This window comes from Mitsuaria sp. CC2 (assembly GCF_048957715.1).
GTDB lineage: Bacteria > Pseudomonadota > Gammaproteobacteria > Burkholderiales > Burkholderiaceae_C > Roseateles.
In genome coordinates this window covers 18,561-38,150 of the sequence record NZ_JARVXN010000017.1, presented here as the reverse complement: position 1 = coordinate 38,150, position 19,590 = coordinate 18,561, and the positions used below count along the sequence as shown (strand labels likewise).

General features: G+C 68.0%; 17 protein-coding genes. 15 read left to right on the top strand and 2 right to left on the bottom strand.

The features are described 5' to 3' along the window. Positions 1-6 precede the first annotated feature (6 nt). Entirely contained in the window at positions 7-687 is a 681-nt protein-coding gene (locus PV762_RS12255) for a chalcone isomerase family protein (RefSeq protein ID WP_421035286.1), read from the bottom strand. 392 nt (positions 688-1,079) lie between these two features. On the opposite strand from PV762_RS12255, the gene trpE reads away from it, so the two are divergent. From trpE to PV762_RS12180, 15 genes are all read left to right on the top strand, one after another. Further along, complete coding sequence (gene trpE, locus PV762_RS12250) at positions 1,080-2,564, top strand: anthranilate synthase component I (protein WP_421035285.1); 1,485 nt, start codon at positions 1,080-1,082, stop codon at positions 2,562-2,564. A gap of 35 nt (positions 2,565-2,599) precedes the next feature. Beyond that, positions 2,600-3,184, top strand: coding sequence for an anthranilate synthase component II (locus PV762_RS12245; RefSeq protein ID WP_421035284.1), 585 nt, complete (start codon positions 2,600-2,602; stop codon positions 3,182-3,184). Continuing rightward, entirely contained in the window at positions 3,181-4,248 is a 1,068-nt protein-coding gene (ltaE, locus tag PV762_RS12240; RefSeq protein WP_421035283.1) for a low-specificity L-threonine aldolase, read from the top strand. Before PV762_RS12245 ends, ltaE begins: the two co-directional genes overlap by 4 nt. A gap of 13 nt (positions 4,249-4,261) precedes the next feature. After that, on the top strand, positions 4,262-5,302 hold the full coding sequence (gene trpD / locus PV762_RS12235; protein ID WP_421035282.1) for an anthranilate phosphoribosyltransferase: 1,041 nt from the start codon (positions 4,262-4,264) through the stop codon (positions 5,300-5,302). 48 nt (positions 5,303-5,350) lie between these two features. Continuing rightward, on the top strand, positions 5,351-6,142 hold the full coding sequence (gene trpC, locus PV762_RS12230) for an indole-3-glycerol phosphate synthase TrpC (protein WP_421035281.1): 792 nt from the start codon (positions 5,351-5,353) through the stop codon (positions 6,140-6,142). Next, on the top strand, positions 6,142-6,843 hold the full coding sequence (locus PV762_RS12225; RefSeq protein WP_421035279.1) for a uracil-DNA glycosylase: 702 nt from the start codon (positions 6,142-6,144) through the stop codon (positions 6,841-6,843). Before trpC ends, PV762_RS12225 begins: the two co-directional genes overlap by 1 nt. A gap of 137 nt (positions 6,844-6,980) precedes the next feature. Further along, complete coding sequence (locus PV762_RS12220; protein ID WP_421035278.1) at positions 6,981-7,925, top strand: BadF/BadG/BcrA/BcrD ATPase family protein; 945 nt, start codon at positions 6,981-6,983, stop codon at positions 7,923-7,925. A 14-nt stretch (positions 7,926-7,939) separates the two neighbouring features. Then, positions 7,940-8,683, top strand: coding sequence for a GntR family transcriptional regulator (locus PV762_RS12215; protein ID WP_088405999.1), 744 nt, complete (start codon positions 7,940-7,942; stop codon positions 8,681-8,683). Beyond that, positions 8,680-9,819, top strand: a complete 1,140-nt coding sequence (gene nagA, locus PV762_RS12210) for an N-acetylglucosamine-6-phosphate deacetylase (RefSeq protein WP_421035277.1) — start codon at positions 8,680-8,682, stop codon at positions 9,817-9,819. Before PV762_RS12215 ends, nagA begins: the two co-directional genes overlap by 4 nt. Continuing rightward, the gene (locus tag PV762_RS12205) at positions 9,809-10,819 is read left to right on the top strand and encodes an SIS domain-containing protein (RefSeq protein WP_421035360.1); all 1,011 of its coding nucleotides are present in this window, start codon (positions 9,809-9,811) and stop codon (positions 10,817-10,819) included. Before nagA ends, PV762_RS12205 begins: the two co-directional genes overlap by 11 nt. A 100-nt stretch (positions 10,820-10,919) precedes the next feature. Next, positions 10,920-12,401, top strand: coding sequence for a beta-N-acetylhexosaminidase (nagZ, locus tag PV762_RS12200; RefSeq protein WP_421035276.1), 1,482 nt, complete (start codon positions 10,920-10,922; stop codon positions 12,399-12,401). A gap of 53 nt (positions 12,402-12,454) precedes the next feature. Beyond that, positions 12,455-13,786, top strand: a complete 1,332-nt coding sequence (locus tag PV762_RS12195; RefSeq protein ID WP_421035275.1) for an MFS transporter — start codon at positions 12,455-12,457, stop codon at positions 13,784-13,786. Further along, positions 13,783-14,682 carry a glycoside hydrolase family 16 protein gene (locus PV762_RS12190; RefSeq protein ID WP_421035274.1) on the top strand — a complete coding sequence of 300 codons (900 nt, stop codon included), beginning with the start codon at positions 13,783-13,785 and terminating at the stop codon, positions 14,680-14,682. The genes PV762_RS12195 and PV762_RS12190 overlap by 4 nt, the downstream gene beginning before the upstream one ends. 19 nt (positions 14,683-14,701) lie before the next feature. After that, positions 14,702-15,775: an acyltransferase family protein gene (locus PV762_RS12185; RefSeq protein WP_421035273.1), complete on the top strand. Its 1,074-nt coding sequence runs from the start codon at positions 14,702-14,704 to the stop codon at positions 15,773-15,775. 41 nt (positions 15,776-15,816) lie between these two features. Then, positions 15,817-16,518 carry a DUF6445 family protein gene (locus PV762_RS12180; RefSeq protein WP_421035272.1) on the top strand — a complete coding sequence of 234 codons (702 nt, stop codon included), beginning with the start codon at positions 15,817-15,819 and terminating at the stop codon, positions 16,516-16,518. Positions 16,519-16,589: 71 nt separating this feature from the next. On the opposite strand, the gene PV762_RS12175 is transcribed toward PV762_RS12180, so the two are convergent. Next, positions 16,590-19,235, bottom strand: coding sequence for a TonB-dependent receptor (locus tag PV762_RS12175; RefSeq protein ID WP_421035271.1), 2,646 nt, complete (start codon positions 19,233-19,235; stop codon positions 16,590-16,592). Positions 19,236-19,590 lie beyond the last annotated feature (355 nt).

The following is a 19,590-nucleotide window of genomic DNA, read 5'->3' as shown; positions in this document are numbered from 1 at the left end:
AGGTCCTCAGCGGCTGCTGCCCGCCGCGTTGCGGTTGCTGGTCACCGGCGCCGCCTTGCCGCCGCCCAGCAGCGCGACCTTCAGGTCGCTGTCGGCCGGCGACTTGCCCAGCCAGATCTTCAGCAGCACGTTGAAGAAGTCCTCGCCCTTGATCGGCTCGCCCGGGATCAACTGCCCGTTGACGAAGACCACCGTGCCCGTCCCGGGGATGTAGTCCACGCCGAAGCTCTCGCCCGTCTTGAGCTTCTTCTTCTGCACGAAGATCTCCGACATGCGCAGCACGCCGACGATCGAGCGCCCGAATTCCTCGCGCGTCGCGTTCTGTTCCATGCCCTTGGTGAAGAGCTTGCCCAGCTCCTCGCCGTCGATGTCGCGCAGCATCTGGATGTGCATGCGCTTGGGGCCCGTGTTCGCCAGCACCGCTTCCGGCGTGGTCGCCTTCGCGTTCATGTACAGGCCGGCCGTGTAGACCTTGAAGATGGCCTTGTAACGGATCCCCGCGCCGTTGAGCTGCAGCCTCTGGCCGGCCACCTCGGCGGTGCCGTCGTACTTGACGCCGGCGAGTTCGACAGGCGCCGTGACGGCCCCGGAAGCCGCCGCGGGCGTGGACTGGGCCGACGCCGCGATCGGCGTCGACAACGCGGCCGCGAGCAGAGCCGCGGTCATCAGGACGTTGCGCTTGGACATGTGTCTCCATTCCCTCCGGAAGGATCGGTCGACTCCACGGTCGACTCTGAGGCGAAGTATCCGACAGCGATGCGAAGCCGGGCCTCCGGGAATCCTCCTGCTGGATCCTGCTGATACACTGATCCGCACCATGTTTATCACGCGCAAGCACATCAAGGGGTCGAACGACCGGGGAGCCTGGCCCTGGCGATCCTGGTTCGACTTCACCTGAAGCCGCCTGCTGCTTGCCGCCCGCCGTCCACCCCTATCCCCCGGACGCGGGACCGTCACACTTCCTCTGCACCCTACCGTACGGGGCAGGTCCAACAGGCGACCTGAGTTACCGCTTGCGCGCGCGTCGTGATGCCCTGCCTCACTGACGACACGCCGCATCCGACAAGAGGTTTGACGACGTGATCACCGAACTGGAATTCCAAAGCCTGGCCGCCGACGGCTACAACCGCATCCCGCTGATCAGCGAGGCCTTTGCGGATCTCGAGACCCCGCTCTCGCTCTATCTGAAGCTCTGCGCCGGCAACGGCCCGGGCCGCCACAGCTTCCTGCTGGAGTCCGTGGTGGGCGGCGAACGCTTCGGCCGCTACTCCTTCATCGGCCTGCCCGCGCGCACCGTGCTGAAGAGCGAAGGCCCGGTCACCCGCGTGATCCGCGACGGCGCCGTGATCGAGACGCACGAGGGCGACCCGCTCGCCTTCATCGAGGCTTACCAGCAGCGCTTCAAGGTCGCGCTGCGGCCCGGGATGCCGCGCTTCTGCGGCGGACTGGCGGGCTACTTCGGCTACGACGCCGTCCGCTACATCGAGCCGCGCCTGGCCGCGTCCACGCCGCAGGGCGGCCTGCCGACGCCCGACGTGATGCTGCTGCAGTGCGAGGAGCTGGCTGTCATCGACAACCTGTCGGGCAAGCTCTACCTGATCGTCTACGCCGACCCCGGCCAGCCCGAGGCGTACTTCAAGGCGAAGAAGCGCCTCACCGAGCTCAAGGACAAGCTGGGCTACTCGGTCGCCGCGCCGCGCGTGGCGCGCGCCCAGGCGCATCCGGTCGAGCGCGAATTCGCCAAGGCCGATTTCCTCGCCTCCGTCGAGAAGGCCAAGGCCTACATCGCCGCCGGAGACTGCATGCAGATCGTCTTCGGCCAGCGGCTGAAGAAGCGCTACACCGAGTCCCCGCTCAGCCTCTACCGCGCGCTGCGGTCGCTGAACCCCAGCCCCTACATGTACTTCTACGACATGGGGGACTTCCAGATCGTCGGCGCCTCGCCGGAGATCCTGGTGCGCCAGGAGCAGACGCCCGAGGGCCGCAAGGTCACGATCCGCCCGCTGGCCGGCACGCGTCCGCGCGGCGGCACGCCGGAGCAGGACCAGGCGCTCGAAGTCGAGCTCAAGGCCGATCCGAAGGAGCGTGCCGAGCACCTGATGCTGATCGACCTGGCCCGCAACGACACCGGCCGCATCGCCCGGATCGGCAGCGTGAAGGTGACGGACGCCTTCGCGGTCGAACGCTACTCGCACGTGATGCACATCGTCAGCAACGTCGAAGGCATCCTGAAACCCGGCGTGGGCAACATGGACGTGTTCCGCGCCAGCTTCCCGGCCGGGACGCTCTCGGGCGCGCCCAAGATCCGCGCGATGGAGATCATCGACCAGCTCGAACCCGTCAAGCGCGGCATCTACGGCGGCGCCTGCGGCTACCTGAGCTTCGGGGGCGACATGGACCTGGCCATCGCGATCCGCACCGGCATCGTCATGGACCAGGTGCTGTACGTGCAGGCGGCGGCGGGCATCGTGGCGGACTCGGTCCCCGAGCTCGAATGGAAGGAGACCGAGGCCAAGGCGCGCGCGCTGCTGCGCGCCGCGGAATTGGTCGAAGAAGGTTTCTGAAGCTGAAGCGACGTGAACGCACAAGGAGCAACGACATGCTGCTGATGATCGACAACTACGACAGCTTCACCTTCAACCTGGTGCAGTACTTCGCCGAACTCGGCGCCGAGGTGAAGACGGTCCGCAACGACCAGATCACGCTCGACGAGATCGCCGCGCTCCATCCGACCCACCTCGTGCTCTCGCCCGGCCCGTGCACGCCCAAGGAAGCCGGCGTCTGCGTGCCGGCGATCCAGCGCTTCATCGGCCAGCTGCCGATCCTCGGCGTGTGTCTCGGGCACCAGAGCATCGGCGCCGCGCTGGGCGGCCGCATCGTCCGCGCCAAGGTGCAGATGCACGGCAAGTCCTCGACGATCACGACCGACACGTCGGGCGTCTTCAGCGGTCTGCCCGAGCGCTTCGACGTGATCCGCTACCACTCGCTGGCGATCGAGGAATCGACGATCCCCGCGGAGCTGGAGATCAGCGCCCGCAGCGAGGACGGCGAGATCATGGGCGTGCGCCACCGCGCGCTGGCCGGCACCCCGACGCCGCTGGAAGGCGTCCAGTTCCATCCCGAATCCATCCTCTCGGAGCACGGCCACGCGATGCTCAAGAACTTCCTGGAGTTGGCACGATGAACACCACGAGCACGGCCTCGAACCACCGCGCAGGCCTCGTCGATCTGCGCAGCGACACCGTCACGCAGCCGACCGCCGGCATGCGCGCGGCGATGGCGTCCGCGCCGCTGGGCGACGACGTCTTCGGCGACGATCCCAGCGTGAACGCGCTGCAGGCGGCGCTGGCGGAGCGGCTCGGCTTCGAGGCGGCGCTGTTCATGCCCACCGGCACGCAGAGCAACCTGTGCGCGCTGATGGCGCACTGCCAGCGCGGTGACGAGTACATCGTCGGCCAGTTCGCCCACACCTACCGCTGGGAAGGCGGCGGCGCCGCGGTGCTGGGCTCGATCCAGCCGCAGCCGTTGAGCCATGCGCCGGACGGCTCGCTGCCGCTGGCCGACATCGAGGCCAACATCAAGCCCGACGACGCGCACTTCGCGCGCACGCGGCTGCTGGCGCTGGAGAACACGATCGGCGGCAAGGTGCTGCCCATGGACTACCTCGCTGCGGCTTCCGAGCTGGCGAAGCGTCACGGCCTGTCGCGCCACCTCGACGGCGCGCGCCTGTTCAACGCGGCGGTCGCGGTCGCCGCGCGCGACGGGAGCGATCCTGACGAAGCGGCGAAGCGCATCTGCGCGCACTTCGACAGCGTCTCGGTCTGCTTCTCCAAGGGCCTGGGCGCGCCGGTCGGCTCGGTGCTGTGCGGTTCGCGCGAACTCATCAAGCGCGCCCACCGCTGGCGCAAGATGCTCGGCGGCGGCATGCGCCAGGCCGGGCTGCTCGCGGCGGCGGCGCACTATGCGCTCGACCACCAGGTGACGCGTCTGGGTGAGGATCACGCGCTGGCCAGGCGCCTCGCCGAAGGCCTGCAAGGACTGCCCGGCCTGACGGTCGAAGCGCCGCAGACCAACATCGTCTTCTGCGACGTTGACAAGGGCATCGCCGCGAAGCTGGTCGAGCATCTGAAGTCCGAGGGCGTGCTCACGACCGGGCTGTACAAGCTGCGCTTCGTGACCCACCTCGACGTGGACGCCGCCGGCGTCGATCGCGCGGTGACGGCGACGCGCCGCTTCTTCAACGCCTGAGCGGGGGATCGTCATGTCCATCACCGACAACGAGGCGCTGACCCGCGTCATCGAGCATCGCGAGATCTTCCACGACGAGATGCTGACGCTCATGCGCCGCATCATGGGCGGAGAGATGTCGCCGGTCACCGCCGCGGCCATCCTCGTCGGCCTGCGCGTGAAGAAGGAAACCATCGGCGAGATCACCGCCGCCGCGCAGGTGATGCGCGAGTTCTCCGTCAAGGTGCCGATCCAGCCGGGGCCGCATCTGGTCGACGTCGTCGGCACGGGGGGCGACGGGGCGCACACCTTCAACATCTCCACCTGCTCGATGTTCGTCGCCGCCGCGGCGGGCGCGCAGGTCGCCAAGCACGGCAACCGCAGCGTGTCGTCCAAGACGGGCAGCGCGGACGTGCTGGAGGCGCTCGGCGTGACGCTGTCGCTGCCGCCGCAGGCGGTGGCCGAGTGCGTGCGCAAGACCGGCATCGGCTTCATGTTCGCACCCAACCACCATCCGGCGATGAAGAACATCGCGCCCGTCCGCAAGGAGCTGGGCGTGCGCACCATCTTCAACATCCTGGGGCCACTGACCAACCCGGCCGACGCGCCCAACATCCTGATGGGCGTGTTCCATCCGGACCTCGTCGGCATCCAGGTCCGCGTGATGCAGCGCCTGGGCGCGCAGCACGCCGTGGTTGTCTATGGCAAGGACAACATGGATGAGATCTCGCTGGGCGCGGCGACGCTGGTCGGCGAGCTGAGGAACGGCGAGATCCGCGAGTACGAGATCCATCCCGAGGACTTCGGCATGCCGATGGTCGCGAGCCGCAACCTGCGCGTCAGCGGGCCGGAGGAGAGCCGCCAGGTGCTGCTGGGCGTGCTGGGCAACGAGCCCGGCGCGGCGCGCGACATCGTGTTGCTGAACGCGGGGGCGACGCTGTATGCGGCCAATGTGGTCGACTCGATCGCCGACGGCATCGCGAAAGCGCGTGGCGCCATCGAGTCCGGCGCCGCCCGCGCGAAGCTGGACCAGTTCGTGGCGGAGACGAAGCAGCAAGCGGCGACGCAGGGCTGAGACCGAACGCGCATAGCGCGCGCTTCGAGAGAATTTCGAGAGAGTCGTATGTCTGACATCCTGGATCGCATCAACGCCGTCAAGCGCGAGGAAGTGGCCGCCGCGTCGGCCCGTGTACCGCTCGCCGCGCTGCGTGCCGAAGCGGAATCGCGGACCGAGCCGGCACGAGGTTTCGTGAACGCGCTGCGCGCGAAGATCGCCGCCGGCCGCAGCGGCGTCATCGCCGAAGTGAAGAAGGCCAGTCCGAGCAAAGGCGTGCTGCGCGAGGACTTCCGTCCCGCCGACATCGCCCGCAGCTACGAGGAGCACGGCGCGGCCTGCCTGAGTGTGCTGACCGATGCGCCGCACTTCCAGGGCTCGGTCGAGTTCCTGAAGCAGGCGCGCGCCGCGTGTGCGCTGCCGGTGCTGCGCAAGGACTTCATGATCGATCCGTACCAGGTCTACGAAGCCCGCGCGATGGGCGCGGACTGCATCCTGCTGATCGCGGCGAGCCTGGACGACGGGCTGATGGCGGAGCTTGAAGCCTGCGCGCTGGGCCTCGGCCTGGACGTGCTGGTCGAGGTGCACGACGGCGCGGAACTGGAGCGCGCGCTGCGCTTGAAGACGCCCATGGTCGGCATCAACAACCGCAACCTCAAGACCTTCGAGGTCACGCTGGACACGACACTCGGGCTGCTGAAGAGCGTGCCGGCGGATCGCCTGCTGGTGACCGAGTCCGGCATCCTCGGACCCGACGACGTGCAGCGCATGCGCGAGGCGCAGGTCAACGCCTTCCTCGTCGGCGAGGCGTTCATGCGTGCGCCGGATCCGGGCGCGGCGCTGTCGGCGCTGTTCCGCTGATGGCTGCGACGCTCAAGGCCCTCGACTGGTCGGCCGGGGACGGCTGGCAGCCGTTGATCGACGCCTGGCGCGCGAGCGCCGACGGGCAGCGCATCGAAGCGCTGCTGAAGACGCGCCTTGCCGAAGGCGCGGTGATCTATCCGCCCGATCCGCTGCGCGCGCTGCGCCTCACGCCGCTCACGAACGTCAAGGTCGTCATCGTCGGCCAGGACCCGTACCACGGACCGGGGCAGGCGGAGGGGCTGTCCTTCTCCGTGCCGATGGGGGAGAAGCTGCCGCCGTCGCTGCGCAACATCTTCAAGGAACTGCAGCGCGACCTGGGTCAGCAGCCGGCGATGTCGGGGCATCTCGGCGCGTGGGCCAGGCGCGGCGTGCTGCTGCTCAACACCAGCCTGACCGTCGAGGACGGCGCCGCCGCCTCGCATGCGAAGAAGGGCTGGGAGTCGCTGACGGATGCGCTCATCAAGGCGACCGCGCAAGACCCGGCACCGAAGGTCTACCTGCTGTGGGGCGCGCATGCGCAGGCGAAGGCGCCGTTGATCGAGGCGGCGGGTCATCGGCACCTTGTGCTGCAGGCCAACCATCCATCGCCGCTGTCGGCCACGCGCGGTCCAGCGCCCTTCATCGGCTGCGGGCATTTCTCGGCCGCAAGCGACTGGCTGAAGGGGCAGGGCGTCGAGCTCGGCTGGTCCTTGGATTGATTGCTCGTAGAGCCATAACTGGTACGTTGGTGGTCATAACCACGCAACCCCTCTGAGCGGGGCTTCGACATCAGGGTTAAGTCCAGTGCGCTACCAATTGACGCTCTGCGTTTTTTGGTACTAAACTGGTATTAATCATGACAAGCCACCCCCTGGCGGACGCCTGGTCCGCTCCTCTGCAACCGCGATTCGCGGGCGTCCGCTTCCTGGTGGGAGTGGATGGCGGAGGCACCGGCACGCGAGTCCGGCTGAGCGATGTCCACGGGCAGCTGCTCGGACAGGGCTGGGCGGGGCCGTCGGCGCTGGGGCAGGGCATCGCCCAGGCTTGGCGTCACATCCAGATGGCCGTCCAGGAAGCGGCCGCCAAGGCGAACATCGAGCGTCTGCCGCTGGGTGAGGCAGCCATCGGCCTCGGGCTCTCCGGCGCCGGCGTCGCGTCGCAAGCACAGGCCTTCGTCGCGCAGCAGCCGGGCTATCTGCACATCGAACTCGTGAACGACGGCACCACGTCCGTCATCGGCGCCCATGCGGGACGGCCCGGCGGCGTGATCGCGGCCGGCACCGGCACGGTGGGCGAGGCGCTGCGCGCCGACGGCTCGCTGGTCTGCGTCAGCGGCTGGGGCTGGATCGGCGGCGATGAAGGCAGCGGCGCGTGGCTCGGCATCCACGCGATGCGCCTTGCGCAGAAGGCCATGGACGGCCGCGTCGAAGCCGGAGCGCTGGCTCGTGCCGTGTGGTCCGCCGCCAACTGCCAGAACGATCAGGATCGCGATGCGATCAACGCCTGGGTTGCCCAGGCCGGCCAGCATGCGTACGCGCAGTTGGCCCCGCTGGTGTTCGAACAGGCGGAATCCGATCCGGCAGCCGCGGCGCTCGTCGCGCAGGCAGTCGCGGAGCTGGAGCAGCTCGCGCTCGCGCTCGATCCGACGCGGCAGCTGCCGCTGTCGCTCGCGGGCAGCGTGGCGCAGCGGCTCGCCGCGCTTTTCTCAGGCAACATTCGGGCCCGTTGCGTGTCGCCCCAGGGCGACTCGGCCGACGGCGCGCTGCGGCTGATCCGCGGCGCTCTCTCCGACCCCCGTTGAAGACGAGAAGCCCGATGAGCACCAAGCTGCCCTTCCAGTTCAAGCCCGATCCCGCCGCCGCCTCGCCGCTTTACATGCAGCTGGCCCACAAGCTGGCGCAAGCGATCCGTGAAGGCCAGTATCAGGCCGACGAGGCCCTGCCGTCGGAACGCGTGCTCTCCGAATCGCTCGACCTCTCGCGCGTCACCGCCCGCAAGGCGATCGACCGCCTCGTCGAACAAGGCCTGATCGTGCGCAAGCGCGGCTCCGGCAACTACATCGCCCCGAAGCTCGAACAGCCGCTGTCGCGCCTGACGAGCTTCTCGGAAGAGCTCCATCAGCGCGGCTTCAAGCCGAGCAGCCGCTGGCTGACGCGCGGCTTCGCCATGGCGGCGCCGGACGAGCAACTGTCGCTCGGGCTCACCACGGGCCAGCGCGTCGCGCGCCTGGAACGCCTGCGTCTGGCGGACGCCGTGGTCATGGCCTATGAGCTCTCGATCCTGCCCGAGGCCGTGCTGCCCGATCCGCAGAAGGTCGAATCCTCGCTCTACGAGCACCTTGCCCAGCACGGCGGCGCGCCGGTGCGCGCGCTGCAGCACATCCGCGCCATCAATGCCGACTCGCGCCTCGCGGGCCTGCTGCAGGTGCCGGTCGGGCAGGCCGTGCTCTTCATCACCCGCGTGGGTTACCTCGACCAGGGTCAGGCCGTGGAGCTCACCCATTCCTACTGCCGCAGCGACTACTACGACTTCGTCGCGGAGATGAGGCGAGACGGATGACGACCCAGCACATCGACGGATTCATATTGACACCCAGCGGGTTCATCCGCGGTGTGCTGGAACATGACAAAGGACGCATCGTCCGGATCGACGGCTGCGTCGCGTCCGAACACGAGGTCCGACACGGCGCGCAGGACCTGCCGATCCTGCTGCCCGGATTCATCGACACCCACGTCCACGGCGGCGCCGGCCGCGACACGATGGAAGGCGGCGATGCCGCCGCGCAGCTCGCCAGGCTGCATGCGAAGCACGGCACCACGTCGCTGCTCGCGACGACGATGACCGCGCCGCTGGACGAGATCCGGCAGGCGATGCGCGGGCTGGCCGAGCTCTGCGTCGTGCGCCCCGAGGGCGGCGCCCGCGTGCTGGGCGTGCACCTCGAAGGCCCGTACATCAATCCCGGCAAGCTCGGCGCGCAGCCGGACTTCGCCAAGGCCGCGTCGATCGCCGAGATCCGCGAGCTGCACGCGATCGCGCCGATCCGCCTGATCACGCTGGCGCCCGAGCTGCCGGGCCATCTCGACCTGGTCACGCAATTGCGCGTCGCCGGCTTCCAGGTGCAGATCGGCCATTCGCTGGGCACCTACGAGGACGGCGTGGCCGCGCTCGGTCGCGGCGCCGGCGGCTTCACCCATCTGTTCAACGCGATGACGGGCCTGCACCACCGCGAGCCCGGCATGGTCGGTGCCGCGCTGGCGCACGCGCAGTACGCCGAGATCATTCCGGACCTGCTGCACGTGCACCCCGGCGCGATCCGCGTGGCGCTGCGCAGCATCCCGCATCTCTTCTGCGTCACCGATTCGACGGCCGCCGCCGGCATGCCCGACGGCGAGTACAGCCTCGGCCGCCACCGCGTCACCAAGTGCCTGGGCGGCGTGCGCCTGCCCGACGGCACGCTGGCCGGATCGACGCTGACGATGGACCAGGCGCTGCGCAACCTGGTGCTGAAACTGGGCCTGCCGATCGAGGACGCGTCAAAGCGCGTTTCGACGAACGCGGCCGACTATCTGGGTCTGGACGATCGGGGCCGGTTGGCGCCGGGCGCCTGGGCGGACTTTGTTGTGATGGACCGTGGCTTGCAGTTGCAGTGCGTGGTCGTTGAAGGAGAAGCAATTGACCTCGCGAATGCTGGATGAGGCGCTGAGCGCGCCGCAGGTGGTGGCCCGTCAACTGGCCGCCGATCAGAACGCCTATGCCGCCCTCGGCGACGCGCTGCGCGAGCAGCCGCCGACCTCGCTGCTGACGATCGCGCGCGGCAGTTCGGACCATGCGTCCCACTACCTCGCCTACCTGGTGATGGCGCGGCTGGGCCGGCTGGTCACCTCGCTGCCGATGTCGCTGATCACGCTCTACCAGAGCAAGATCGAGAGTCAGGGCCTGGTGTCCTTCGCGTTCTCGCAGTCGGGACAGAGCCCGGACCTGGTCTCGCCCACGAAGTACTTCCGCGACAACGGCGCCCGCACCGTGGCCTTCGTGAACGCCGACGGCTCGCCGTTGGAAGCGGCCGCTGAACATGTGTTCCGCCTGCATGCGGGCGTCGAGCAGAGCGTCGCGGCGACCAAGAGCTACATCGCGCAGCTGGTGGCGGGCGCTCGCGTCGTCGCTGCGTGGCAGGGCGACGAGGACCTGTCGGCCGCGCTGCAGACCCTGCCTCAGGCGATGGAGCAGGCGGCGAAGCAGCGCTGGGACGTCGCGGTCGACGTGCTCAAGGGCGCCGACAAGCTGTTCGTCATCGGCCGCGGCACCTCGCTGCCGATCGCGCTGGAAGCGGCGCTCAAGTTCAAGGAAACCTGCGGCATCCAGGCCGAGGCCTTCTCCGGCGCGGAAGTGAAGCACGGCCCGATGGCGCTGGTGGAGGAGGGCTATCCGCTGCTGGTCTTCGCACCGCGCGGTCCCGCGCAGGCAGGCCTGCTGGCGTTGGCCGAGGAGATGCGCGGCCGCGGCGCGCGTGTGCTGCTGGCGGCGCCGGAAGGCACGCCGGGCGCCGAGCTGCCGTTGACCTGCACCGGCAATGAAGACCTCGATCCGATCACGGCGGTGCAGAGCTTCTATCCCATGGTCGAGGCGCTGGCCCAGGCGCGGGGTCTGAACCCCGACCAGCCGCGGCACCTGGCCAAGGTCACCAAGACGCATTGATCGAGCATTGATCGAGCATTGACCGGCGGCCCGGCGCGATCGGGCTTTCATTCCCAGAATTACCCAGCTTCGACCCGCGGGCCAGGCAAAAGAGAGCGACATGAGCGAGACAGCATTCCATCCGGGCCGGCTGGTGATGGTGGACATCCAGGGCAAGACGCTGGACGCGACAACCGCGGCCTTCCTGCGCGACAACAGGATCCGCGCGGTGTGCCTGTTCCGCAAGAACCTGGGCACCGAGGCCGAGGTCCGGCAGCTGACGCGCGACCTGCGCGAGGCGATGGGCGAGGACGCGCTGATCGGGCTCGACCAGGAGGGCGGCTCGGTGGTGCGCGCGACCTTCCTGCCGCAGCCGCCGTCGGCGATGGCGCTGGGCGCGGCGGGCGACGAAGGGCTGGCCGAGCAGGTCGGCGCCGCCGTGGCGCGCGGGCTGCGCGGCATCGGCATCAACTGGAACTTTGCGCCGGTCACCGACATCAACAACAACCCGGCCAACCCGGTCATCGCCGAGCGCAGCTTCGGCGAGACCGCGGACACCGTCACGCGCCTGGCCGGCGCGTGGATGAAGGGCTCGATGGCGGCGGGCGTGGCCTGCTGCATCAAGCACTTCCCGGGGCACGGCGACACGCACATCGACTCGCACCTGGACCTGCCGACGGTCGAGAAGTCTCGCGCCGAGCTGGACGCGCTCGAACTCAAGCCCTTCCAGGCGCTGCGCGACGTGGCGCCGTCGATCATGACGGCGCACATCGTCTATCCGAAGATCGACCCGCAGTACCCGGCGACGCTGTCCAAGACGATCCTCGGCGGCATCCTCCGCGACGAGTACGGCTTTGACGGCGTCGTCATCACCGACGCGCTGATGATGAAGGCCATCGCCGAGCGCTACGGCTATGCGAAGGCGGCGGTGCTGGCGATCAACGCCGGGGCCGACATGATCCTGGCGCAGGGCACGCTGGACGAGCAGGCGCAGGCGATCCATGCGCTGCAGGACGCGCTGTCGCGCGGCGGCCTGAGCGTCGCGCGCGGTCGTCAGGCCGAAGCGCGGCTGGACAAGCTGGCGCGCGATTTCCCCGTCCGTTTCGACGACTACCAGGGCGAGCAGCGCGAGGCCGACGACGTGCTGATGCGTCGCGCCTGGGCCGCGGGCCTGAGCGCGCTGCGCGGCGCGAAGCCGCCGGCGGTCGATCGTCCGATCCGCGTGCTGGTGCAGGATGAAGTGCCGACCGACGGTGTGTCCGAAGCCGGACCCACCGGCGCGCAGGTGCGCGCGCTGTTCGAGGGTTACGGCGACGTCGAGTTCGTTTCCCTCGGCGACATCGCGGCGCTCGACTGGGCGCAGGTGCCGAAGGATGATCGCTTCACGATCGTCGCCTCGACGCACCGGGCGCGCTACGGCGCCAACGCCGCCGCGTGGACGCCCGATCTGCACCTGGTGCTCTGGAATCCGTTCCAGGCGCTGGATGTCTCGGCACCGACGGTGATCAGCTGGGGTTACGCCGACGGCGCGCTGGGCGCGCTCGGCGCCTGGCTGCAAGGCCGCGGCGAGGCCGGCGGCCAGTCGCCGGTCACGCTGGACTGAAGCCGGCTTCCGCCGCCCCCGCCAAGCACTGCATCGCACCGAGGTCCTTCCCCATGAGCTCCTTGAAGACCCCTCCCGCCGCCGACGCGGCGGACACCCGCAGCCCCATCCGCTGGGTGTCCAGCCTGTACTTCGTGCAGGGCATGCAGTTCTTCGTCGTCATGCTCATCGCCGGCCTGATGTTCAAGAACATGGGCGTGGCCAACGACCAGATCGCGCGATGGACCGGACTGCTCGGCCTTGCCTGGGCGTTCAAGCCGCTGTGGAGTCCGTTCCTGGAGCTCGCGCGCAGCAAGAAGCTCATTGTGGTCGCCGGGCAGTACACCGGCGCCGTGGGTCTGGGCCTGATGGTGGTGGCGCTGCAGTTGCCGATGTGGTTTGCGGCCAGCATTGCGGTGCTGTTCCTGCTCGCCTATGCGTCGGCGACGCACGACATCGCCTGCGACGGTCTCTACATGGCCTCGCTCGACGACAAGCAGCAGGCGGCCTACGCCGGCTGGCAGGGCGCGTTCTTCAATGCGTCGAAGTTCCTGACCCTCGGCGGACTGCTCGTGCTGGCGGGGCATCTGGAGCGCGGCATCGGCGTGATGAATGCCTGGTCGGTGATCTTCGCGATGCTGGCGGTGCTGCTCTTCGTGCTGGCGAGCTACAACGCCTATGCCTTGCCGGGCGCGCTCAACACCGATCACGGCGATCTCACCGTCGAAGGCGTCTGGCAGACCCTGCGCGAGGTGATCGCCGATTTCCTCAAGAAGCCCGGCATCTGGCTGATGATCCTGTTCATCGTGATGTTCCGCTTCGCCGAAGGTCAGGTGCAGACGATCGGGCCGCTGTTCCTGATCGAGCCTCGCGAGAAGGGCGGCCTTGGCCTGACGACGGAGCAGGTCGGCGGGATCTACGGCACCGTGGGCACAGCGGCGTTCCTGGTCGGCAGCATCGTCGGCGGCTACTTCACGAGCTGGCTGAGTCTGCGTCGCGCGATGCCGTTCCTGATCGTCGCGATGGCGGTGCCCAACGCGACCTTCTACTACCTGGCTGTCACGATGCCGGCGGACCTATGGCATGTCGGCTTTGCCGTGGCGGTCGAGATGCTGGGATACGGCTTCGGCTTCGTCGGCATGATCCTGTTCATCATGCAGGTCGTGGCCCCGGGCAAGTATCAGACGGCGCATTACGCGCTGGGCTCCGGTGTGATGCAGCTGGGCTTCATCCTCTCGAAGACGATCAGCGGCGACATCCAGATCTCGATGGGTTACGAGCATTTCTTCCTGTGGACGATCGGCTGCGGCGTCCCGGCGCTGGTCCTCCTGCTCTTCGTGCGCATGCCCGGCAAGGCCGACAAGCCGGTTCAAGCCGTGCCGGCACCGGTGGAGAGCGCGACATGAAGCGGCTCCTGCTCGGCGCGCTTGTCGCGCTCGCGTGTTCGGCGCAGGCCGCCACGCCGCAGTTCTTCTTCGACGACTTCAGCTACGCCGATACGACGGCGATGTTCCAGCAAGGCTGGACGGCGCGCAGCGCGGCTGGCCATCCGGGTCTGCCCGGCGCGCGATGGGCGCCGGAGGCCTTGAGCCTCGTCGACGGCAAGTTGCGTCTGCGCGGCACGACCGACGGCACCGGCGCCGGCACGACGCAGGTGCAGGTCTGCCACCAGCGCAAGTACCTGGCCGGCACCTATGCCGCGCGCGTGCGCTTCAGCGACCAGCCGGTGAGTGGTGCTGACGGGGATCCGGTGATCCAGACCTTCTACGCCGTGAGCCCGCTGAAGCACGACTTCGATCCCGAGTTCAGCGAGCTCGACTGGGAATACCTGCCCAACGGCGGCTGGGGCAGCGAGAAGACGCGGATCTACGGCATCACCTGGCAGACGGTGCGGCTGGATCCCTGGCTGGCGTTCAACCAGCAGCATGAGGAATTCGGCGCGTTGGGCGTACCGGGCAAGGACTGGCACACGCTGGTGATGCAAGTCGCGGACGGCCGCACGCACTGGTTTATCGACGGTCGCAAGGTTGACCAGCACGGCGGCCGAAACTATCCGGTGGTGCCGCTGTCGATCAACTTCAACCTGTGGTTCTCCCCGGGAGGGCCGCTGCCGCAGGGACTCGCCGGCGGTCCGCCGCGCGTGTACGAGGAGGACGTCGACTGGGTCTTCCATGCGAAGGACACGGTGTTGAGCCCGGGCGCGGTGGAGGCGCAGGTGAAGCGCTGGCGCGCCGGCGGCGTGACGCGCCTCGACCAGGTGCCGGCCGCCGAGCCGGCGCTCGAGAGCCGCTGCGACTTCTGATCCTTCCGATTTCCTTCCCATGAACGCTCCTTCGAAACGCATCGCGTCCGTCGACGCGCTGCGCGGTCTGGCCGTGGCCGCGATGCTGCTGGTCAACAACCCCGGCGACTGGGGCTACGTCTATGCGCCGCTGGAGCACGCCGCCTGGAACGGCTGGACGCCGACGGACCTCGTGTTTCCGTTCTTCCTGTTCATCGTGGGCGTGTCGCTGTCCCTCGCGATGGGCGCGCGGATCGAGGCCGGCGGCGGCGATGCGCTGCGCGGCACGGTGATCAAGCGCGGGTTGCGCATCCTGGCGCTCGGGCTGGTGCTGCATGCGCTGGCCTGGTGGCTGATGGGCAAGCCGGCCTTGCGCATTCCCGGCGTGCTGCAGCGCATCGGGCTGTGCTTCGCCTTCGCCGGATTGATCGCGATCCAGTGGCGGGCGACCGGCCAGCGCATGTGGCTGGCGGCGCTGCTCGCCGGGTACGGCGCGCTGCTGCTGTGGGGCGGTCCGCTCGACAAGGCCGGCAACATCGCCAGCCGCATCGATGCCTGGCTGCTCGGTTCCCATGGCTATGAATGGAACGCGACCACCGGCGCCGGCCACGACCCCGAAGGCATCGTGTCGACGCTCGGCGCGCTGGCGACGACACTGCTCGGCTGGCGCTGCGGCGAAGCCCTGCGCGCCGGGGCGCTGAAACGGCTCGCGGCCATCGGCCTGACGGCCGCTGCGGCCGGGTTCGCGCTCGATGCCATCGGCATGATGCCCATCAACAAGAACCTTTGGACGCCATCCTTCGTGCTGTTCACCGGCGGGCTCGCCGCGCTGGCACTGCTCGGTGCGCACGCCTTGATCGACCGCCTCGGCTGGCCGCCGCTGTTCCGCAGTTTCGGCGTCAACGCGATCGCCGCCTACGCCGGCGCGTGGATGAGCACTGTGTTCCTCGAGAGCTTCGGTGGGATGGGCCCGCTCTATGCGCATGGCTTCGGCTGGCTGGAGCCGCTCATCGGACCGTACGGGCGCTCGCTCGCTTTCGCGCTGGTGTTCGTCGCCGTCTGGTGGGCGATCGTGCGCGTGCTCGACGCGCGTCGCCTCTACATCAAGGTGTGAACCCCGACGCGCCGTCCGGCGCGTGGACGGAGAATCGGGCGATGAGCTTTTCCATCCGCATGCCGCCCGACGTGCAGTCGCTCACCGTCGGCGGCCATCAGGTCCTCCTGATCGACGACTTTCTCGAGGATCCGCAGGCGCTCGTGCAGGCCGCCTGCGACAGCGCGTTCGAGCTCTGCCCCGGCGCGACGGAGGGCAAAGGCTATCCCGGCATGCGCGCGAACGCGCCCGAGGCCTATTCGCAGGAACTGGTGTCCCTGCTGGATCCGCTCATCAGGATCAACTTTGGTATCGACGACAGTCTGCCGCTGCGCAAGACGCCGTGCATGTTCTCGCTTACCACCTTGCCGCCGGAGCGGCTGGGCCCGCTGCAGCGGGTGCCGCATTTCGACTCCAGTGCGCCGAATTACATGGCGGCCCTGTTGTACCTCTGCGACGGCCGCCACGGCGGCACGGGGTTCTATCGGCACAAGGCCACCGGGCTTCAGCAGATCACCGCCGACGACACCGAACGCTACGGCGCATCAGTGCGCGAGCAGATCGGGCGCCTGGCACCGCCGCCGCGCTACTTCGACGCCGGCGATGAGCACTTCGAATTCCTCGGCAGGCTGCCGGCGAAGTTCAACCGGCTGGTCGTCTACTCGGGCGGGCTCATCCACACCGCCTGCGTGAACCCCACGCTCAGCATCAGTGACGACCCGCGCCACGGGCGGCTCACGGTCAATACCTTCGTCGACTTCTGATCCGGAAACAAAAAAGCCCGGCACGAGCCGGGCTTGAAGAGGGCCGGGAGACCCTCGGAGATGTTCCTGAATCAGAACTTGGCGTTCAGGCCGATGCGGTAGGTCGTCTCGCCCATGAAGGACCAGGCCGGGTAACCGCCCTTGAGCGACTGGCGCAGCGTGGTGCTCGAACCCGCGGCGCCGTACTGCACGTCGTCTTCCTTGGTCAGGTTGATCGCCTCGAAGCTCAGGCGCAGGTTCTTCGTGACGTTCCAACCCAGGCTCAGGTCCAGCGTGCCGTAGTCGTCATGCATGCGGTTGCCGTAGTAGCCGGTCTCGCGAACCATGTACTTCGAGCGCCAGTTGTAAGCCAGACGCGCGCTGTAGACATCGGTTTCGTAGAAGCCCACCAGGTTCCAGTTGTGGCGCGAGGACAGCGTGAACATGTTCAGCTCGTCCTGGTAGCTCGTCTTGGGCGCCTTCGCGTCGGTGAACGTGTAGTTCGCGATCACGCCGAAGCCGTTGTCGAACGAATGGTTCAGCTGCGCTTCGATGCCGTTGATCTTGCCGCCGCCCGCGTTGATGTAGCGGTTGATCGTCCAGTTGTCGAGGCCGGTGTCCGGGCTCACCAGACCGATCTGCTGGTTGATCTGCGTCGTCGTGGTGATGAAGTTGTCGATCTTCTTGTGGAAGACCGCCAGCGACATCAGGTTGCCGCGGCCGTAGTAGTACTCGATGCCCAGGTCGACCTGCTTGGACGACTGCGGCTTCAGCGCCGGGGTGCCGTAGTTGACCGTCTCGTTGTTCTGGACCTGGTCGTTCCAGCCCAACGTGGCGCCGGCGAACATGTTGTCGTAGTTCGGACGCGTGATCGCCTTCGACGCGGCGAAGCGCAGCAGCGTGTTGCGGTTCAGGTCGTACACCACGTTCAGGCTGGGCAGCCAGTCGTGGTAGGACGAGCTCTGCTGCGCCTTGGTGGTGCTCCAGCCGATGTTCTGCGCGACGTCGCCGGCCGCCAGCGGCGTGCCGTCGAACACGTAGGCGTCGTTGCTCGCCTTCGTGCGGATGTAGCGCAGGCCGAAGTTGCCGTGCAGCGCGTCTTTCTCGAAGTTGAACATGCCGTACAGGGCGGTGTTCTTCTCCTCGATCTCGCCGTAGCCGCCGCGCGACTGGGTCCAGCTCGCCACGTTCGCGTTGGCCAGCGCGAACATCGCGCCCAGGTTGGGCTTGGGCACGCTCCAGCCCGGCGTGCCCATCGGAATGGTGCCGCTGAACAGGGAGTCGGTGCTGGCGCTGACCGGCGTGGTCACCATCGTCGGACGGTATTCGTCCTTCGTGAAGGTGTGCTTGGTGGCGCGGACGCCGGCCTTGAACGCGGTCAGGAAGCTGTAGTCCAGATCGATGGTCACGTCGGCCTGGGCGAAGTCTTCCTTGTCCTTGTTGGGACCGCGCGCGGTCGCCCAGGACTCCGGCGTGGAGGTCGCGCCCAGCGCGCTCAGCGGCACGGTCATGTCCTGGCCGGGGGAGATCGAGATCTTCTTGCCGGTCGCGTCCGTCGTGCCCCACCACTTCGGCAGGCCCGGCGCGTTGCCCCAGCCCAGGTAGCTGTAGTTCGTCGTCAGCGAGGTGCCGCCGTCGGCCTTGGTCGTGCCGGCCGAGCCTTCAACCTTGAAGTTGCTGCCCTTGAACGAGCCTTCCGCGACCACGGTGTCCGAGGTCATCTTGGCGGCGCGCGCCCAGGTCTGCAGGAAGGTGCTGGTCGCGTCCGCCTGGGAAATGCTGGTCTTCTGGCACAGCAGCGCCGGATCCGGGCTCGGCTGCACACAGGCGTTGGTGTTGGCGTAACCCTTGCCCGGATCCTGCAGCGTGTACAGGTAGTGGGTGGTGTTGGACGCGTCGGCGTCGTACTCCAGGCGGGTGTAGTTCAGGCCCAGGTCGATGCTCTTGGTCGGACGCGCCTGCAGGCTGACGTTGAACGCCTTGCGCTCGCGTTCCTGCACGAAGGTGCCCGGCGTCACGTCGCCGGACCAGCGACCGTCGGCCTCGATGCCACGGCGCATGTAGTCGCCGCGCTCCAGTGCGCCCGACACCAGCACGCCGAACATCTTGCCGCTGTCGCGCCAGCTGTACAGGCCGGACACTTCCTTGGTCCAGTCCTTGCTGACCGTGCCCTTGCCGCCCTTGACGCTGACGAACACCGCGTTCGGGTCCAGGTCCAGGGGCTTGCGGGTCTTGACGATCACGGTGCCGCCGATGCCGCCTTCGGTCAGGTCGGCCTGGGAGGACTTGTAGACCTCCATGCCGCCGATCAGCTCCGGCGGCAGCAGCGAGTAGTTGAATGAGCGGTCGATCGCCTTCTGGTCGTACCAGCCGGTCGACGCGACGCTGTGGCCGTTCAGGGTGGTCAGCGTCATCTGTGGGTCGGTGCCGCGGATCGACACCGAGGCGCCGACGCCGAAATCACGTCCGACCGAGATGCCGGGGATGCGGCCGAGGGCCTGGCCGACGTCGGAATCAGGCAGCTTGCCCACGTCTTCGGCCGACACGGCATCCACCACCGCGTTGGCGTTCTTCTTGATGTTGGCAGCCGTCTGCAGCGATGCGCGGATGCCGGTGACCACCACCTGGTCCAGCTGCGTGTTTTCTTCTTTCTTCTGTTCCTGCGCCTGCACGGCGAACGCCGCGCTCAGCAGCGCCAGCGTCACCGCCGCCGCGATTGGGGTCTTGTTGACCTTCATGATGAACTGCTCCTCGAGTGGCCAGGGAGTTGTGGCCGTGATGAAGACTTGGCACCTGAAATCACGACACCCTTCGGCGGAGTGGCATGCAGCTGGCGCCCCCGATACACCTCAATGCAACCAATGCCATGCCACTATAACGAGCGGTAAAGCCACTTTGCTACCAGTTTCAGGCCGGTGTTTTCCCTGCTGTGGCATCGCCGCGACCCGCATGGACAGCGGTGTCCGGGTGTCCAAGGTCAGGGTCTGCGCCGCGCTGCGGCGGGGTGGCTTTATGAGACCACTTGGTCGCAAATTGGTATTAGGAGTGGTCCGCGTCACCGCGTGCCGGAGTGTGTGCTGGGGCACATTCAGG

Coding starts and splice junctions, on each gene's coding strand:
- PV762_RS12255 (WP_421035286.1), bottom strand. CDS start 687: ATGTCCAAGCGCAACGTCCTGATGACCGCGGCTCTGCTCGCGGCCGCG.
- PV762_RS12245 (WP_421035284.1), top strand. CDS start 2,600: ATGCTGCTGATGATCGACAACTACGACAGCTTCACCTTCAACCTGGTG.
- ltaE (WP_421035283.1), top strand. CDS start 3,181: ATGAACACCACGAGCACGGCCTCGAACCACCGCGCAGGCCTCGTCGAT.
- trpD (WP_421035282.1), top strand. CDS start 4,262: ATGTCCATCACCGACAACGAGGCGCTGACCCGCGTCATCGAGCATCGC.
- trpC (WP_421035281.1), top strand. CDS start 5,351: ATGTCTGACATCCTGGATCGCATCAACGCCGTCAAGCGCGAGGAAGTG.
- PV762_RS12225 (WP_421035279.1), top strand. CDS start 6,142: ATGGCTGCGACGCTCAAGGCCCTCGACTGGTCGGCCGGGGACGGCTGG.
- PV762_RS12220 (WP_421035278.1), top strand. CDS start 6,981: ATGACAAGCCACCCCCTGGCGGACGCCTGGTCCGCTCCTCTGCAACCG.
- PV762_RS12215 (WP_088405999.1), top strand. CDS start 7,940: ATGAGCACCAAGCTGCCCTTCCAGTTCAAGCCCGATCCCGCCGCCGCC.
- nagA (WP_421035277.1), top strand. CDS start 8,680: ATGACGACCCAGCACATCGACGGATTCATATTGACACCCAGCGGGTTC.
- PV762_RS12205 (WP_421035360.1), top strand. CDS start 9,809: ATGCTGGATGAGGCGCTGAGCGCGCCGCAGGTGGTGGCCCGTCAACTG.
- nagZ (WP_421035276.1), top strand. CDS start 10,920: ATGAGCGAGACAGCATTCCATCCGGGCCGGCTGGTGATGGTGGACATC.
- PV762_RS12195 (WP_421035275.1), top strand. CDS start 12,455: ATGAGCTCCTTGAAGACCCCTCCCGCCGCCGACGCGGCGGACACCCGC.
- PV762_RS12190 (WP_421035274.1), top strand. CDS start 13,783: ATGAAGCGGCTCCTGCTCGGCGCGCTTGTCGCGCTCGCGTGTTCGGCG.
- PV762_RS12185 (WP_421035273.1), top strand. CDS start 14,702: ATGAACGCTCCTTCGAAACGCATCGCGTCCGTCGACGCGCTGCGCGGT.
- PV762_RS12180 (WP_421035272.1), top strand. CDS start 15,817: ATGAGCTTTTCCATCCGCATGCCGCCCGACGTGCAGTCGCTCACCGTC.
- PV762_RS12175 (WP_421035271.1), bottom strand. CDS start 19,235: ATGAAGGTCAACAAGACCCCAATCGCGGCGGCGGTGACGCTGGCGCTG.